This is a genomic window from Nitrospira sp. SG-bin1 (assembly GCA_002083365.1).
Classification (GTDB): domain Bacteria; phylum Nitrospirota; class Nitrospiria; order Nitrospirales; family Nitrospiraceae; genus Nitrospira_D.
The window spans coordinates 67434-82634 of sequence record LVWS01000008.1 but is presented as its reverse complement, the minus strand read 5'-3'; the positions used below and the strand labels follow the sequence as shown (position 1 = coordinate 82634).

Below are 15201 nucleotides of genomic sequence, written 5' to 3'. Positions count from 1 at the left end.
CCGCTCAGGGAGGCGAAAAAAGTTGTGACGCCGGAGAGCCACAAGGAGTGCCGATATGCCGACTACGACGCAGCTTGTCATCAGCGGACAGAGTAAGCCTGGCGCCATTGCGAGAGTGACGGAGGTGCTCGGTGAAGCCGGTGTCAATATCAAGGCGTTTTTCGCTCCGGAAGTGATGGGAATGGGCAAACTGCGTCTGCTCGTTGCGGATCTGGAAAGAGCTCGGGCGGCTCTGAAGGCGGCGAAGATTAAGTTCGGTGAAGAAACCGCGCTCCTATTGAGCCTTGAAAACAAGCCTGGTGCGTTAAGGAAAGTGGCAGATACCTTGATGAAGAGCCGGATCAACATCAAGTGCGGCTATTGTACCCCTTCGCGGGAAGGGAAGCGGGCCATCGTCGTCCTGACCGTTTCCAATACCGAAAAGGCCTTGACCATTCTACGCAATCAGTCCCTCGACGAGTTTTGATCGATGCGGCCGGTGCCGCTCACCCAGCTTATTCCTCTGCCCATACTCGTGATCGGATTGGGTGCCTTTCTCTACCAAAGTTGCACCACGGCGCCCCGTCCGGTCGACCGCTTCGCTGGGTATCCAGTTGGATTTGTAGAACGGGGGACGGCTTCCTGGTATGGCCCTGGTTTCCATGGAAACCAGACGGCTAATGGGGAGCGGTACGACATGTACAAACTGACGGCGGCTCATCGGACGCTGCCGCTTGGGTCCGTCGCAGTTGTTCATTCGTTGACCTCCGGTCGGCGTATTACGGTCAGGATTAATGATCGAGGACCGTTCGCGAAAGGTCGAATTGTGGACCTTTCCTTGGCCGGTGCTCAAGCCTTGGGAATGGTCGGCAACGGAACCGACCAAGTCGAAATCCGGGTGGTCGGTTATGATTCTCGACCTGAAGGGATCGGCGTGTTGCGGGTTCAAGTCGGCGCCTTCGCGGATCTTCAGAATGCCAGGGCGCTGCTTACACAAGTTCAGCGAGATTTTGCCGATGGGCGTATCATTCAGGTCGATCTTCCGGAAGGGCGTCGTTACAGAGTCCAAGTCGGTCGATTCTTAAGCGAATCGGAGGCGCAATTGGCCGCAGTCCGTCTCGATCGTACGTTGAGTCTGCAATCGTTTGTCGTGCGGGACGATGGCTAACCTATGGGAAAAGGTATCGAGTCGGTTTGGAACCATTTGATTTTTAAGTAACATTTTTTGAATTACTTGCCTGTCGTTGATCCCTGTGATAGAAGTATCAGTTGTGAAGTCTATTCTAAGCGGTTCGGTTATTCTAGTCTTACGATCCTCTGAAGGGTGGACCAAGAGGTATTCTCTGGGGGACACCCGGCTTCTCATCAGGCTAGCCATACTGGTCCAACGTCCCTAATATACGACTGCGATGGACATCCTCATCCTTTTAGGGTTGATAGGGTTATCCGCCGTTATTTCTACAGCCGAGATCGGCTTCTTCTCGGTCAACGAAACACGACTGAAAGCCTTGGCGCAGAACGGAAGCAAACGAGCTGAAAAAGCCCTTCAACTCAGAAGCGACCCTCAGCGGCTCTTTTCGACCATTCTTGTGGGAGATCGTCTGGTCGGTACGGCCATCCCGATGTTCGCCACCTTTATCACGTTGAATGCCTACGGGGAGAAGAGCATTTTCGAAGAGGCCATCGCGGTCATGGTGGGGATCTTGACCTTCGTTCTGTTGGTGTCCGTCGACGTGATCCCAAAGACGTTGGCGGCTAAGTTTTCTGTGCCCGTTACACTGAACTTGGCGTACCCTATCTCCTGGGTTCAGATGATGTTGCAACCGATTCTTTTCCTGATTGTCCCCCTGATCTACAGTTTGACGGGGGGAAAAGGCCTGACGCATCCCTTGGTGACAGAGGAAGAACTGAAAATCATGCTCGACCAAGGAGGAAAGGCCGGCGAATTGGAATCGGAAGAAGTCAAAATGATCAAGAACGTGTTTCAACTGAAGGATATTACCGCGGAAGATGCGATGACGCCGCGTATCTATGTGTTCTCTCTCGACGGAAATCTTCGGCTCAAAGACGCACAAGAGATGCTCTATAACTCAAAATACTCCCGAATTCCGCTGTACGACGGCACGCTCGACAACATCACGGGGATTCTTTACAAGACAAAGGCCCTAACTGAATTGGCCAAAGGAAAGACCGATTTACGCCTCCGGGACATCGCCCATCCCCCGCTCTTCGTCCCGGCTGGCAAAACGGCGGACGATTTGATGAAGCAGTTCCAGCAGGACAAACGGCATATGGGGGTCGTCGTCAACGAATTCGGCGGCGTGATGGGATTGGTGACGCTGGAAGACCTTCTCGAGGAAGTGGTGGGCGAGATCGTCGATGAAACGGATATCACCGAAGAGCTCATCAAACGTCTCGGTAAGAACCAGATCCTGGTCCATGGACGTACGGAAGTCCGAAGAGTGAATGATTTCCTGAAGGTCGAGCTCGGAGATGAAGCCCTGACGATCGGAGGGTTGATCCAGGAAAATCTAGGGCACATCCCTCAGGCCGGAGAGGAACTCCGTATCGAGAACTGCCGATTGGTGGTCCATGAGGCGGATCCTCGCTCGATACGGAGCGTGCAAATCTTCAAGGACGAGAAAGTGCCGGTTCCTGTCGAAGCTTCAGTGTGAAGAGCTCTCCGCCTGTTGCCCGATCAAGTCCAGGAAGTCCTTTTCATGAAGAACCGTCACCCCCAAGGCTTGAGCCTGATGGAGTTTGGAGCCAGGATCCGTCCCGACGACCACATAGCTGGTCTTCTTGCTGACCGCGGATGACACGGAGGCGCCCAATCGCTCAACCAATGCCTTGGCTTCTTCTCTCGTCACTCTTTCCAATCCGCCGGTGAACACGAAGGTCTTTCCGGAAAACTGAGATGCAGCCCGGTTCTGGGGTGGAGGTGTGGCAATGATCGAACACCCGAGTTGGCGCAGCCGATCGATGACCTGTCGGTTGGAGCTTTCCCGGAAATAGGAAACCAAACTCTTAGAGATTTCGGGACCGATCTCACGAATTGTCTCAAGCCGATCACGATCGGCCGACATGATGGCGTCGAGAGAACCGAACTCCCTCGCGAGCACTTTTGCGATGTGTTGACCAACCTGGCGGATGCCTAGGCCCATTAAAAATCGGTCCAGAGACACCGTTTTGCTTCGAGCGATGGCGTCAAGGAGAAGGGAGGAGGATCGCTCCGCAAACCCGTCGAGTGTCAAGAGCTGCTCCCGATCAAGGCGATACAGATCGGAAAGGTCCTTGACGAGTCCCTGATCGATTAATTGTGCGACCGTCTTCTTGCCGAGGCCTTCGATGTTCAGTGCGGCCTTGGACGCGAAATGCTCAATGGCACCTTTCAATTGGGCCGGGCAGGCCGCCTGTCCGGTGCAGTAATAATAGGCGCCTTCTCTCGCTACGGCGGAACCGCATATCGGGCAATGCTGGGGCATTTGGAACGGATCAGACCGGACTTCGTCGGTGACGGGAATGCGCTCGGCGATCGCCGGAATGACATCTCCCGCGCGCTCGACCCGAACCGTGTCCCCAATACGGATGTCCTTCCTTGCCACCTCATCGGCATTGTGTAGGGTGGCTCGACTGATGGTGACCCCTCCCACTTCCACCGGCTTCAATAGAGCCAGAGGTGTCAGGGTTCCGGTTCGTCCTACGGATACGGTGATGTCCTGTATCTGTGTGATTTCCCTCCGGGGAGGGAACTTGAACGCAATGGCCCAACGAGGGCTCCGCGATTTCATTCCGACTTGTTCCTGCCAGTCTCGGCGATCGACTTTCACGACGACGCCATCGATCTCATAAGGGAGATGGTCGCGCTGCTCCTCCGTTTCGCGATGAAACGTCAAGACCTGGTCGATCGTTTCGCATCGTCGACGGAGGGTGGAGACCGGAAGTCCCCATTGAGCCAGCGTCTCCAGTTCGTCCCAGTGAGTCAGTGGAGGAGTACCGGTCATCGCCATCACTTCATAGCAAGTCACCACAAGGGGGCGGGAGGCAGTTATCTGTGAATCGAGTTGGCGAAGCGAGCCGGCGGCGGCGTTGCGCGGGTTGGCAAAGGCATCGTCCCCTCGTTCCGTTATTCGGCGGTTGAGCGCATGAAAGTCCGACAGGCGCATGTACACTTCGCCCCGTACGACCAGGCGAACCGGATAGGTGCCGGCCTGCAACTGCAGGGGTAACGATCGAATGGTGCGGAGATTGACCGTGACATCCTCCCCGATGTGCCCGTCTCCCCGGGTTGCACCACGAACAAACATCCCGTGGTCATACACGAGTTCCACCGACAGACCGTCGAATTTCGGCTCGACCGTGTACTCGATTCGATCCGTGCCCAACTCCCGTTTCATCCGCTGGTCGAAGGCCAGGACCTCCTCGGGCGCCACCAAGGAGTCAAGGCTCAACATGGGCCGTTCGTGCGGGACTTTGCCGAGCTCTTCCAAAGGCGCGGCCCCGACACGCTGGGTCGGGGAATCGGGGGTGACCAGCTCCGGGTATGCCCGCTCCAAATCGGCTAACTCACGAAACAACCGATCATACTCCCCATCTGAAATTTCAGGGCGGTCCTTGACATAGTAGAGATAGTCGTGGTGCCTGATCTGCTTCTTGAGTTGCACGAGTCGCTCTTGCTCGGCGTCCGTCGCCCTCGAAGAGGAGGGAGAATCGCTATAGAGTGATTTCTGTTGCATGGCTGCTCTCAACGACGTGAAGCGTGCGTGATCATCTTTTCGGTGTCATGACACGACGGTGTTTGGCATGGAAACGGAGAGAGGTTTGAGCCGTGCTGACCGTAGCATAGGGCTATGGAACGGTCAAATCCGACCGGCCTGCTCCGCTTTGACTTTCGCATCAGTGGCCACTATTCTAAGCGTCTCTTCGGTAGGTTTGAAGTCGGCAAGCGCCTGGGCAAAGGAGGACATATGCGGACGGGAGAGCGGCAGGTCTGTGAGCGAGCCCGGAAGATCGTTTCATTAGGAATACTGCTCTGTGGCGGGTGGCTGATGAGCGGCTGTGTTGTGTTGGAGGAAAAATACAACGCGGAAAAAGCGCGAAGCTTGAATTTCCAGCGCCTCCTGACACAGGAAGAGAAGCGGACGGCTGAGCTGGACAGTGAAGTCAGGCACACCAAAGCCGAGCTGGCTGAATTTGAGGCGAGGAATCGCGAATTGTCCGCCCAGGTGCAAATGGCACGGGAGCAGATGTCACGTCTCCAGGAAGAGGCGGAAGCCATCAGGGAAGCGACGGTGCTCGAACGGAAGGCCTTGGAAGATATGCAGCGAAAGGGCCAGGCCTTTCCTCCCAAACCGAAAAAAGCCGAACCTCCGAAAGCCCTTTCCAGCGGTCGCAACGGAGGCCATCAGTCTGACAAAGGTCTGATGGCTGTGAATGATCCGGCTCCTCCGATGAAGGTCACACCGGGAATGGTGCATGTGGTCAAAGCGGGGGAAACACTCTATAGCATCGGCCGACGGTATGGAATCGAGGTCGATAAGTTGAAGAAGTTGAATAGGTTGCCGGATGACATCGTGGAGATCGGGCAGAAGCTGTTGGTAGGAGCAGAATAAACGGAACACCATGCGGGCTGCGACTTATTCACTGACGTTGGATGAATTTCGCTCCTACACGAAACAGGGCAATCTCATTCCTCTCTTCCGCGAAATCTTGGCGGACCATGATACGCCCGTCTCGGCCTTCGCCAAAATCAATCATGGGCCTTCCGCCTATCTGTTAGAGAGCATTCAAGGGGGAGAAAAGTGGGCGAGATACTCCTTTCTCGGGAGCGGCTCTCCCATTGTCCTCTATGAGGATGGCGGCGATCTTTGCGTGAAGGAAGGGCCCCATCGCCGCCGGATCCCCAGTCGAGGCGCGCCGCTGGACCGTTTACGGGAGATCCTGGAGATGTATCGCCCCGTCACGGTGCCGGATCTGCCTCGTTTCGTCGGTGGAGCCGTCGGGTACCTCGGGTACGACATGGTGCGGACATTTGAGGATCTTCCGTTTCGACGGAAAGAGCACCTCGATATTCCGGACTTCGCGTTTCTTTTGACTGAAACACTGCTCATCTTCGACAACGTCTCGCAGAAGATCAAGGTCGTCGCCAACGCTCATGTGAAGTCTCGGTCGGAACAAGATATCCGTTCCGCCTATCGGGACGCGACGGACCGGATCGAAGCGATGATCGCCCGCATCCGCCGACCGCTTCGGCGCGGTCAGCCGAGGCGCCGACGATCGCCGATTCGTTTCACGGCCAATATGAGCAAGGCGGACTTTGAGAAGATCGTGTCCCGTGCCCAAGACTACATCAAAGCCGGCGATATCTTTCAGTGTGTCCTATCACAACGGTGGGAAACGAGCCTGCAGGCCCCTCCGTTTCAACTCTATCGCGCGCTGCGTCTCGTGAATCCGTCGCCCTATATGTATTATCTCCGGATAGCGGGGGTTGAACTGGTCGGCTCGTCTCCTGAAATTCTCGTGCGGTGCGAGGACGGACTCGTCTCGGTCCGTCCGATCGCGGGGACCAGACGGCGAGGCGCGACGATTGATGAGGACGCGGAATTGGAGCGGCGTCTTCTCGCCGACGCCAAGGAACGGGCCGAGCACATTATGCTGGTGGATCTGGGACGCAATGACGTCGGTCGGGTCGCCGAGAGGGGATCGGTCCACGTCGAGTCGTTGATGAATGTGGAACGGTACTCGCACGTCATGCACATGGTCTCGAATGTCACGGGTAAACTGTGCCCGGACAAGACGGTGTACGATGTGTTGCAGGCCTGCTTTCCGGCCGGCACGGTGTCCGGCGCGCCGAAGATCAGAGCGATGGAGATCATCGAGGAACTTGAGCCGACCAGACGCGGACCTTACGCCGGTGCCGTCGGTTACATCAGTTTCTCGGGAAATATGGACATGTGCATCAATATCCGCACGGTCGTCGTCTCGCGCCGGCGGGCCTTCATCCAAGCCGGGGCGGGCATCGTCGCCGACTCGAATCCGGAACATGAGTATGAAGAGACGTGCAATAAATCCAAGGCCATGATGCAGGCGATCGAATTGGCGGAACAGGGGCTGGAATAGGACATAGTCATGGGTCATCGGTCATGGGCAGACAGTTTTGAAGCCGCTCTTTATCGACCTAATGACCAATGACGAATGACGGGCGGTATCATGCTACTGATCATCGATAACTACGACTCCTTCACCTACAATCTCGTCCAGTACCTCGGAGAGTTGGGTGAGGACATACGGGTATTTCGAAACGACAAGATCACGCTCGATCAGATCGAGGAATTGCATCCGAGCCGTCTAGTCGTTTCACCGGGACCGTGCACACCTCGGGAAGCCGGGATTTCCGTCGACGCGATCCGTCGGTTTGGAGGGAAACTGCCCATTCTCGGCGTCTGTTTGGGGCATCAGTCGATGGCCGTCGCATACGGAGGAGAGGTGGTTCGCGCGCCCCGCTTGATGCACGGGAAGACGTCTCAGATCAAGCACGACGGCAAGACCATCTTCCAATCGCTGCCCAATCCGTTTGAAGCAACGCGTTATCATTCTCTGATCGTAAATCGGGTCAATCTTCCGGATTGTTGTGAAATCTCCGCTGAAACCGCCGAGGGCGAGATCATGGGGCTTCGCCATAAGACGCTGGGTGTCGAAGGGGTCCAATTCCATCCCGAATCGATTCTGACGACCGTCGGAAAAGATCTTCTCCGAAACTTCTTAAAACTCTAGCCGTCCCGCGCTCTGTGTGACCAATGATCAAAGAGGCGCTTGCCAAATTAGCCGACCGAACCGACCTTTCCACACAGGAAGCCGAGACAGTCATGCTCGAAATCATGGAGGGGGCCGTCACGTCCGCGCAGATGGCCGCCTATCTGATGGGACTCAGGCAAAAGGGCGAGACCGTCGCCGAGGTCGTCGGGTCGGTCCAAGCCATGCGATCCCAGGCGACCCGCATTCGCGTGGGATCGCCGATCGTCGTCGATACCTGCGGAACGGGCGGGGATGGGGCCGATACGTTCAATATCTCCACGACCGCCGCGTTCGTCGTCGCCGGAGCCGGCATTACCGTGGCTAAACATGGAAATCGCTCCGTGTCTTCCAGGTCGGGCAGCGCGGATGTGCTGAGCATGCTCGGTGTGAAGATCGACCTCGAGCCGAGCCGCGTGGCGGATTGTATCGACGAGGTCGGTATCGGGTTTTTATTCGCCCCGCTCTATCACGGCGCGATGAAACACTGTGCCGGGGTCCGACAGGAGATGGGCATCCGCACCATTCTGAATGTGCTTGGTCCCCTGGCCAATCCGGCCGGCGCCACGCATCAAGTGCTGGGCGTGTACGAGGCGAAGTGGGCGGATATTCTCGGGCGTGTGCTCTTGGAGCTCGGGTCGCAACATTGTTTCGTGATTCACGGTTTGGACGGTCTGGATGAGATTACGTTGTCCGACCGGACCAAAATCGCCGAAGGGAAGAGCGGCGTGGTGTCGAGTTATTTCATCGCGCCGGAGGAATTCGAGGTGCGGCGAGTACCGCGAAAGGAGTTCGCCGGCGGCTCGCCGGAGGACAATGCCCGCATCACCAAAGACATCTTGCAGGGCAAGAAGGGGCCGAAACGGGACATCGTGTGCCTGAATGCCGCTCCGGCCATGGTCGCAGGGCAAAAAGCGAAAACCCTTCAGGACGGATTCCGCCTGGCCCAACGGACGATCGACTCCGGTGCTGCGGCGGAAAAGCTCGATCGGCTCATGGCATTTACCACGAACGCGTGAACGACCCGATGATTCTCGATCGTATCCTCGAGCACAAGAGAGCGGAGCTCAGGCACAAACAGAGCCGTGCCTATCTGGCCGACCTCAAGGCGGCGATCCGGGATGCCCCGCCCGCGCTCGGCTTTGCCGTCACCTTGGACGCGACGAAACCTCCCGCCAGTCCGGCCTTGATTGCGGAAGTCAAGAAGGCGTCGCCCAGTTTAGGGCTCTTGCGGCCTGAATTTGAGGAGCAGTTTGACTACCTTGGTTTGGCCCGTACCTATCAAGATCATGGGGCATCGGCCGTCTCCGTCTTGACCGACCAGGAGTTTTTTCAAGGCGACCTCCGCTATTTGAGGGAAATCAAGCGCGCATTTCCCATCCCGGCGCTCAATAAGGAATTCATGGTCGGTGACGTGCAGTTTTATGAGGCAAGAGCCCACGGCGCCGACGCGGTCTTGCTGATCGTGGCCGCCTTGGAACGGCGCCAACTCATGGATTTCCACGCCTTGGCTACCGAGCTTGGGATGGATAGTCTGTTCGAAGCCCATCACGAAAGGGAGTTGGATACGGTTTTGGAATGGATTCCCGATGCGAGGATGATCGGTATCAATAATCGGGACTTGAAAACTTTCACGACCGATCTCAACGTCACGTTTCGCCTGGCGAAACGCATTCCATCCGACAAGCTGATCGTCAGCGAGAGCGGAATTCATCGTCGGGACGATGTGACGAAACTGGTCGAGGCGGGCGTGCACGCCATGTTGATCGGGGAGTCGCTCATTCGTGCCGACGATACTGCGGACAAGGTTCGAGAGTTACTTGGGCTCCCTCCGCGCCGCGCTCAGTCCTCGTAGACCGTTTACCATGAAAATCAAAATTTGCGGGATCACCAATTCAGAGGATGCGGACGTGGCGGTAAAGGCCGGAGCGGATGTCCTGGGGTTTGTCATGTACCGCAAAAGCCCGCGGTGGGTCGAGCCGGCTGCGGCGAAAACCATCGTTGCGCGACTGCCGCCGTTTGTGCTGGCCGTCGGCGTGTTTGTCAACGAGGAAGCTGATCGGGTCCGGGCTTTGATGGACGAATGCGGCTTCGCGCTGGCTCAGCTGCATGGAGATGAGACAGCACGGTATTGTCAGGACCTTGGCCGACCGGTGCTGAAGGCCCTCCGCCTCAAAGATCGGGAGACGATACTCGCACTGAGAGAGTACCAGGGACGGGCGAATATGCGTGGATTCCTCATCGATGCCTTTTCGGACCAAGCCTATGGAGGCACAGGGCGAACGGTCGATTGGACTTTGGCTCAGGAGGCCGCCCGATCGACCCCGATCATTCTGGCCGGTGGTCTGACCCCGGCCAACGTAGCGGAAGCGATCTCCCGTGTGCGCCCCTACGGGGTCGATGTGAGCAGCGGAGTCGAGCTGAGTCCGGGAAAGAAAGATCCCGATAAGGTGAAAGCCTTTGTTGAAGCGGCAAGGCTTGTGCGTGGCTGATCGCCGTCGCTATACTCCCCAGGATCCATTGAGAAGAGGTTGATTCCATGCCGATGCTCCCAGATAGCCATGGCCGCTTCGGTTCCTATGGCGGCCGGTATGTGCCGGAAACCCTCATGCCCGCGTTGCTTGAGTTGGAGAAGGAATATGCCAAGGCGAAGAAAGATCGCCGGTTCCAGACCGACCTCGCCTACTACCTGAAACAATACGTCGGACGTCCGACGAGTCTTTACCGTGCCGACCGGCTGACCAAGAAATTGGGTGGAGCTAAGATCTATTTGAAGCGGGAAGATCTGTGCCATACCGGTGCTCACAAGATCAACAATGCCATCGGGCAAGTGCTCCTGGCCATGCGCATGAAAAAGCCACGGATCATCGCGGAGACCGGAGCCGGTCAACACGGTGTCGCCACGGCAACGGCGGCGGCCATGTTCGGGTTGCAGTGTGAAATCTACATGGGAACGGAAGACATGGAACGGCAGGCCCTGAACGTCTTCCGCATGCGTCTATTGGGCGCCACGGTGACCGGTGTGGATGCCGGGAGCCGCACGTTGAAGGATGCCATCAGCGAGGCGATGCGCGATTGGACGACGAATGTGCGGACCACCCATTACATCCTCGGGTCCGTGTTGGGCGCGCATCCGTATCCCATGATGATCCGGGATTTTCAGGCGATCATCGGGCGGGAAGCGCGGAAACAAATCCTTGCCGCCGAGAAACGACTCCCGGACTATCTTGTGGCCTGTGTCGGGGGTGGGAGCAATTCAATCGGCTTGTTTCATGCGTTTCTGGGAGATCGTAAGGTCAAGATGATCGGCGTTGAGGCCGGGGGAACGGGAATCGCGAGCGGAAAACATGCGGCCCGGTTCTCTGGCGGCAAGCCGGGCGTTCTACAAGGCACCATGACCTATCTACTTCAGGATGAAAATGGGCAGATCAATCCGACCCATTCCGTCTCGGCCGGTCTCGATTATGCGGCGGTCGGACCGGAACATAGTCTCTATCATGATCAGGGCCGCATCGACTATACCTACGCGACGGACGCTGAAGCGCTGGCGGCCTTTGATCTCCTGGCGCGTGAAGAAGGGATCGTTCCCGCGTTGGAGAGCGCCCATGCGATCGCGCAGGTCGTCAAGCTGGCGCCGACGTTGAAAAAGTCACGGCTCATCATCGCGAATCTTTCGGGCCGTGGGGACAAAGACGTGCAACAGGTGGCGAGGATGCGAGGCGTATCTTTATGAGGGGACGGCTGGAAACCAGGTTCGATGATCTGCGCAAGAAAAGGCAGAAAGCCCTCATTGTGTATCTCATGGCGGGAGACCCAGGCCTGGCCGCAACGGAACAGCTGGTTGTCGCCCTGGAGCAAGCCGGCGCCGATATTATCGAATTGGGCGTGCCGTTCTCCGATCCGATCGCGGACGGACCGGTGATTCAGCAGGCGGCGGAACGGGCGTTGAAGAACGGTACGTCGCTTCGGAAGATCCTGGATTCAGTGAAGTCATTGAGGCAACGCACAGACATCCCGATCATCCTCATGCTGTACTACAACTCGATCCATGCCATGGGCTGTGAAGAATTCTGCAAGGTTGCAAAGGCCGCCGGAATCGATGGATTGATCGTGCCCGATATGCCGCCCGACGAAGCAGGGCCGCTCAAGGGCCCGGCAGATGCCGCCGGTCTGCCGCTTATTTTCCTGCTCGCACCAACCAGCACGCCCAGTCGGAGAAAGCTTGTGGCGGATGAGTCGCACGGCTTCGTCTATTATGTCTCGCTGACCGGCATCACCGGGGCAAGGCTCAGCAACGTTGAGGACGTCCGGCACAATGTCGCCAAGCTGAAAAAAGTCTCCGCCGCCCCCGTTGCCGTGGGGTTTGGCGTGGCGACTCCCGAAGATGCGGCACAGGTGTCCAAGATAGCGGACGGGGTGATCGTCGGCAGCGCCATCGTCAAACGCATCGCATCCTACCAACAGGATCCCGCCATGATCGGCCACGTCGCCGAGTTCGTCCGATCGTTGAAAGCAGCCATGGTTGTAAACTAGTCGTCCGTCCAGATAGACCTCTGCACATCTTTTCTTCGTTCGCCGTCGGAGTAGTCTCCATCCGCAAACATCACTCTCTTCGCTGCGAGAGAAGTGCTGATTCCTTTCTCTTACCGCACAGGCCAAAATGGCCCGGAATCCGGCATGAGTATAGGGCCATCTTCGGGGCTTGCGCCTCGCGCGAGCCCGTGTAAAGTCACACAGGTTAGGAACACATAGCGTCCTACGAGCCGGAGGCTGGAGCGACGATGCACGCGACCCTGTGGAGCAGATGGCTGGTACTGAAACGCCGAGCCTGGATTACCGCCGCCTCCTGTGCCCTCGCATGTCTCACCATTCTTCCCGGAGTCGCCGCCGACATCAGCTACGTGTATGACGACGCTGGCCGGCTGCGCGCCGTCATCGATCCGGCCAGTGACACGGCGGTGTACGCCTACGATGCCGTCGGCAACCTGACCGGCATCACCCGACAAGCATCATCCACCCTCGCGGTCTTGCAGTTCACGCCCTCATCGAGTCCGATCGGCACAACCGTCACGATCTACGGGACCGGCTTCAGTGCCACACCCGCATCGAATACCGTGAAGTTCAACGGCACGACCGCGACCGTGCTTACGGCGTCCACGACAGTTCTCACCGCGAATGTCCCAGCCGGTGCCACCACCGGCCCGATCAGTGTCACGGTAGGAGCGAACACGGCTACGAGTAGTGCGTCCTTTACCGTCGGCAGCGGAGCCCCGACGCTGGCCAGTTTCACCCCAACCGTCGGGAACTACGGCGCCACGATCACGTTGACCGGGACGAATTACGACACGACGCCGATCAATAACCGCGTGGCTTTTACCGCCGCCATGGGAGCTGTGGCCACCGCCACGAGCACCAGCATCACGGTGCCGGTGCCCAGCACGGCGCAAACTGGGCCAATTTCCGTGTCCACCATCCAGGGCAAAGCGACGAGCAGCCAAGAGTTCTTTGTCGCACCGCCGGGTGTTGTCTCAGCCGATGTCCAATACACCGGCCGTATTACGGTGGATGGACCGACGGTCGTGGCCTCGATCACCACGACGAATAAGAACGGCTTGATGGTGTTTGATGGAACGGTGGGACAGCGAGTGACAGTCGGCTTCAGTGGTGTGACCGTCACGCAATTTTCGGCGTTTGTCTATCGCCCGGATGGCCTTGTCATGACCGCTCCCGTCTCTTCCTTCAACACCAGCGGGGGGAGCATTGATCTGTCGGTCCTGCCGTTGACCGGGACCTATACTATCGTCCTCGATCCCGTCAGTACATACACGGGGAACATCACGGTCACGGTCTCCACGGAACTGACCGGCACGATCATCCCTGGTGGCGCGGCAGTTCCGATTTCGATCACACGAATCGGGCAGAACGCCCGCCTTACGTTTAGTGGCACCACCGGCCAAACCGTGAGCGTGGGTCTCACTGCCGTCACGATTCCCAATGGCAACGTGTCTCTCCTCAAGCCAGACGGCAGTACCCTTGTGGCGCCAGTTGGGTTCAACACGGGTGGTGGCGCGATCGATAGTCAAGTGCTGCCGACCTCCGGCACTTATGCGATTCTCGTGGACCCCTCCGGCACTGCAACGGGGAATGTCACTCTGACGCTGTACAACACTCCCGATGTGACCGGCACGATTACGATTGATGGCGCCACGGTGACCCCGACCTTGACCGTACCAGGTCAGCGGGCCCGCTATACCTTTACGGGTACGGCAGGACAATGGGTGAATCTCGGGCTGACCGCCATCAGCATCAGCTCAAGTACCGTCTCATTGTTGAAGCCGGACGGGACGACCCTGGTCTCCAGCAGTTTCAATACATCCGGAGGCAGCCTCGATCCTACGACGACGTTGCCCACGACCGGGACCTACACGATTGTCGTGGACCCGGCTGGCTTGGCGACCGGAAGTATGACGCTCACACTCACGTCGCCGCTCACCGGCATGATCACGCTCGATGGCGCCTCGGTGCCAATCAATATCACCAAAGCTGGCCAGACGGCGCGTTACACGTTCAGCGGAACGAGCGGCCAGTGGCTGAGCCTCGGCATGACCTCCGTGACCATTGCCTCGAGCACCGTGACGCTTCTTAACCCCAACGGAACCACCCTCACGTCCACATCGGTCAGCACCAGCGGAGGCGGCTTGGAGCCACCCAGCACTTTGCCCACGACCGGGACTTACACCATTGTTGTTGATCCGTCGGGGACGAATACGGGCACCATCACCCTCACGCTCATGTCCTATCTGTCCGGTACCCTGAACATGGATGGGACCCCAACCACCTCGACGATCTCCGTGATCGGCCAGAATGCGTTGTACACATTCACTGGCACGGTTGGGCAGTGGGTGAGTCTCGGCATGACGGCGGTCAGCATTACGTCGACAACCGTCGCACTCTGGAAACCCGATGGGACGCAGCTCGCGTCCACATCCGTAAACACGAGTGGTGGGAGTCTCGATCCACCCACCGCCCTGCCGACGACCGGCACCTATACTGTGACGGTCAATCCCAGTGCGGCTAATACCGGTTCCATGACCCTCACGCTCTCGACGGAGGTGACCGGTACGCTCACGATCAATGCCGCTACGACACCCGTGACGATCAGCCGCGCTGGACAGAATGCCCGTTATACGTTTGCCGGCACGGCAGGCCAACAAGCGACGATCCGAATCACCGGCAATACGTTGGGAAACGTCGCCGTGAATCTCTTCACACCAACCGGCAGTTTCCAAACCGGCACCAGCAATTCGGCTGCCAGCTTCAATCTCTCGACCGGAACGTTGGCCAACTCTGGCAGCTACACGATGACGATCAATCCCACAACGACGGCGACCGGAAGCCTGAACGTGCAGGTGACGAGCCCATGAGACATGC

13 protein-coding genes are annotated in these 15201 nt (G+C 57.8%); 12 read left to right on the top strand and 1 reads right to left on the bottom strand.

Going from position 1 to position 15201, the window contains the following annotated elements; translation table 11 throughout:
- The first annotated feature begins 55 nt into the window (after positions 1-55).
- The 3 genes from A4E19_14825 (at position 56) to A4E19_14815 (ending at position 2654) form a co-directional block, all read left to right on the top strand.
- Positions 56-466: a hypothetical protein gene (locus A4E19_14825; GenBank protein OQW37003.1), complete on the top strand. Its 411-nt coding sequence runs from the start codon at positions 56-58 to the stop codon at positions 464-466.
- 3 nt (positions 467-469) lie between these two features.
- Positions 470-1147 carry a hypothetical protein gene (locus A4E19_14820; protein ID OQW37002.1) on the top strand — a complete coding sequence of 226 codons (678 nt, stop codon included), beginning with the start codon at positions 470-472 and terminating at the stop codon, positions 1145-1147.
- Between the two features lie 241 nt (positions 1148-1388).
- On the top strand, positions 1389-2654 hold the full coding sequence (locus A4E19_14815; protein OQW37001.1) for a hypothetical protein: 1266 nt from the start codon (positions 1389-1391) through the stop codon (positions 2652-2654).
- On the opposite strand, the gene A4E19_14810 is transcribed toward A4E19_14815, so the two are convergent.
- Complete coding sequence (locus tag A4E19_14810; GenBank protein ID OQW37000.1) at positions 2646-4715, bottom strand: hypothetical protein; 2070 nt, start codon at positions 4713-4715, stop codon at positions 2646-2648. The two genes, A4E19_14815 and A4E19_14810, sit on opposite strands and share 9 nt — an antisense overlap.
- A 114-nt stretch (positions 4716-4829) precedes the next feature.
- Between A4E19_14810 and A4E19_14805 the strand changes: the two genes are divergently transcribed.
- The 9 genes from A4E19_14805 to A4E19_14765 all read left to right on the top strand — a co-directional run bounded on the left by A4E19_14805 (position 4830) and on the right by A4E19_14765 (position 15194).
- Positions 4830-5591, top strand: a complete 762-nt coding sequence (locus A4E19_14805; GenBank protein ID OQW36999.1) for a hypothetical protein — start codon at positions 4830-4832, stop codon at positions 5589-5591.
- 10 nt (positions 5592-5601) lie between these two features.
- Positions 5602-7098, top strand: a complete 1497-nt coding sequence (locus tag A4E19_14800) for an anthranilate synthase (GenBank protein OQW36998.1) — start codon at positions 5602-5604, stop codon at positions 7096-7098.
- A 90-nt stretch (positions 7099-7188) separates the two neighbouring features.
- On the top strand, positions 7189-7752 hold the full coding sequence (locus A4E19_14795; GenBank protein OQW37043.1) for an anthranilate synthase component 2: 564 nt from the start codon (positions 7189-7191) through the stop codon (positions 7750-7752).
- A 23-nt stretch (positions 7753-7775) separates the two neighbouring features.
- The gene (trpD, locus tag A4E19_14790; GenBank protein OQW36997.1) at positions 7776-8789 is read left to right on the top strand and encodes an anthranilate phosphoribosyltransferase; all 1014 of its coding nucleotides are present in this window, start codon (positions 7776-7778) and stop codon (positions 8787-8789) included.
- 8 nt (positions 8790-8797) lie between these two features.
- Positions 8798-9625 (top strand): hypothetical protein, encoded by an 828-nt coding sequence (locus tag A4E19_14785; GenBank protein OQW36996.1) that lies wholly within the window; start codon positions 8798-8800, stop codon positions 9623-9625.
- Positions 9626-9635: 10 nt separating this feature from the next.
- Complete coding sequence (locus tag A4E19_14780; protein OQW36995.1) at positions 9636-10262, top strand: N-(5'-phosphoribosyl)anthranilate isomerase; 627 nt, start codon at positions 9636-9638, stop codon at positions 10260-10262.
- A 53-nt stretch (positions 10263-10315) separates the two neighbouring features.
- Positions 10316-11503, top strand: coding sequence for a tryptophan synthase subunit beta (locus tag A4E19_14775; protein OQW37042.1), 1188 nt, complete (start codon positions 10316-10318; stop codon positions 11501-11503).
- Complete coding sequence (locus A4E19_14770; protein ID OQW36994.1) at positions 11500-12303, top strand: tryptophan synthase subunit alpha; 804 nt, start codon at positions 11500-11502, stop codon at positions 12301-12303. The genes A4E19_14775 and A4E19_14770 overlap by 4 nt, the downstream gene beginning before the upstream one ends.
- Before the next feature lie 248 nt (positions 12304-12551).
- Entirely contained in the window at positions 12552-15194 is a 2643-nt protein-coding gene (locus tag A4E19_14765; protein OQW36993.1) for a hypothetical protein, read from the top strand.
- Positions 15195-15201: the final 7 nt, after the last annotated feature.

What these genes read in the sequence shown, in the direction of transcription:
- A4E19_14795 (OQW37043.1), top strand. Translation starts at nt 7,189, where the DNA reads ATGCTACTGATCATCGATAACTACGACTCCTTCACCTACAATCTCGTC.
- A4E19_14815 (OQW37001.1), top strand. Translation starts at nt 1,389, where the DNA reads ATGGACATCCTCATCCTTTTAGGGTTGATAGGGTTATCCGCCGTTATT.
- A4E19_14775 (OQW37042.1), top strand. Translation starts at nt 10,316, where the DNA reads ATGCTCCCAGATAGCCATGGCCGCTTCGGTTCCTATGGCGGCCGGTAT.
- trpD (OQW36997.1), top strand. Translation starts at nt 7,776, where the DNA reads ATGATCAAAGAGGCGCTTGCCAAATTAGCCGACCGAACCGACCTTTCC.
- A4E19_14770 (OQW36994.1), top strand. Translation starts at nt 11,500, where the DNA reads ATGAGGGGACGGCTGGAAACCAGGTTCGATGATCTGCGCAAGAAAAGG.
- A4E19_14825 (OQW37003.1), top strand. Translation starts at nt 56, where the DNA reads ATGCCGACTACGACGCAGCTTGTCATCAGCGGACAGAGTAAGCCTGGC.
- A4E19_14805 (OQW36999.1), top strand. Translation starts at nt 4,830, where the DNA reads ATGGAACGGTCAAATCCGACCGGCCTGCTCCGCTTTGACTTTCGCATC.
- A4E19_14800 (OQW36998.1), top strand. Translation starts at nt 5,602, where the DNA reads ATGCGGGCTGCGACTTATTCACTGACGTTGGATGAATTTCGCTCCTAC.
- A4E19_14765 (OQW36993.1), top strand. Translation starts at nt 12,552, where the DNA reads ATGCACGCGACCCTGTGGAGCAGATGGCTGGTACTGAAACGCCGAGCC.
- A4E19_14820 (OQW37002.1), top strand. Translation starts at nt 470, where the DNA reads ATGCGGCCGGTGCCGCTCACCCAGCTTATTCCTCTGCCCATACTCGTG.
- A4E19_14810 (OQW37000.1), bottom strand. Translation starts at nt 4,715, where the DNA reads ATGCAACAGAAATCACTCTATAGCGATTCTCCCTCCTCTTCGAGGGCG.
- A4E19_14785 (OQW36996.1), top strand. Translation starts at nt 8,798, where the DNA reads ATGATTCTCGATCGTATCCTCGAGCACAAGAGAGCGGAGCTCAGGCAC.
- A4E19_14780 (OQW36995.1), top strand. Translation starts at nt 9,636, where the DNA reads ATGAAAATCAAAATTTGCGGGATCACCAATTCAGAGGATGCGGACGTG.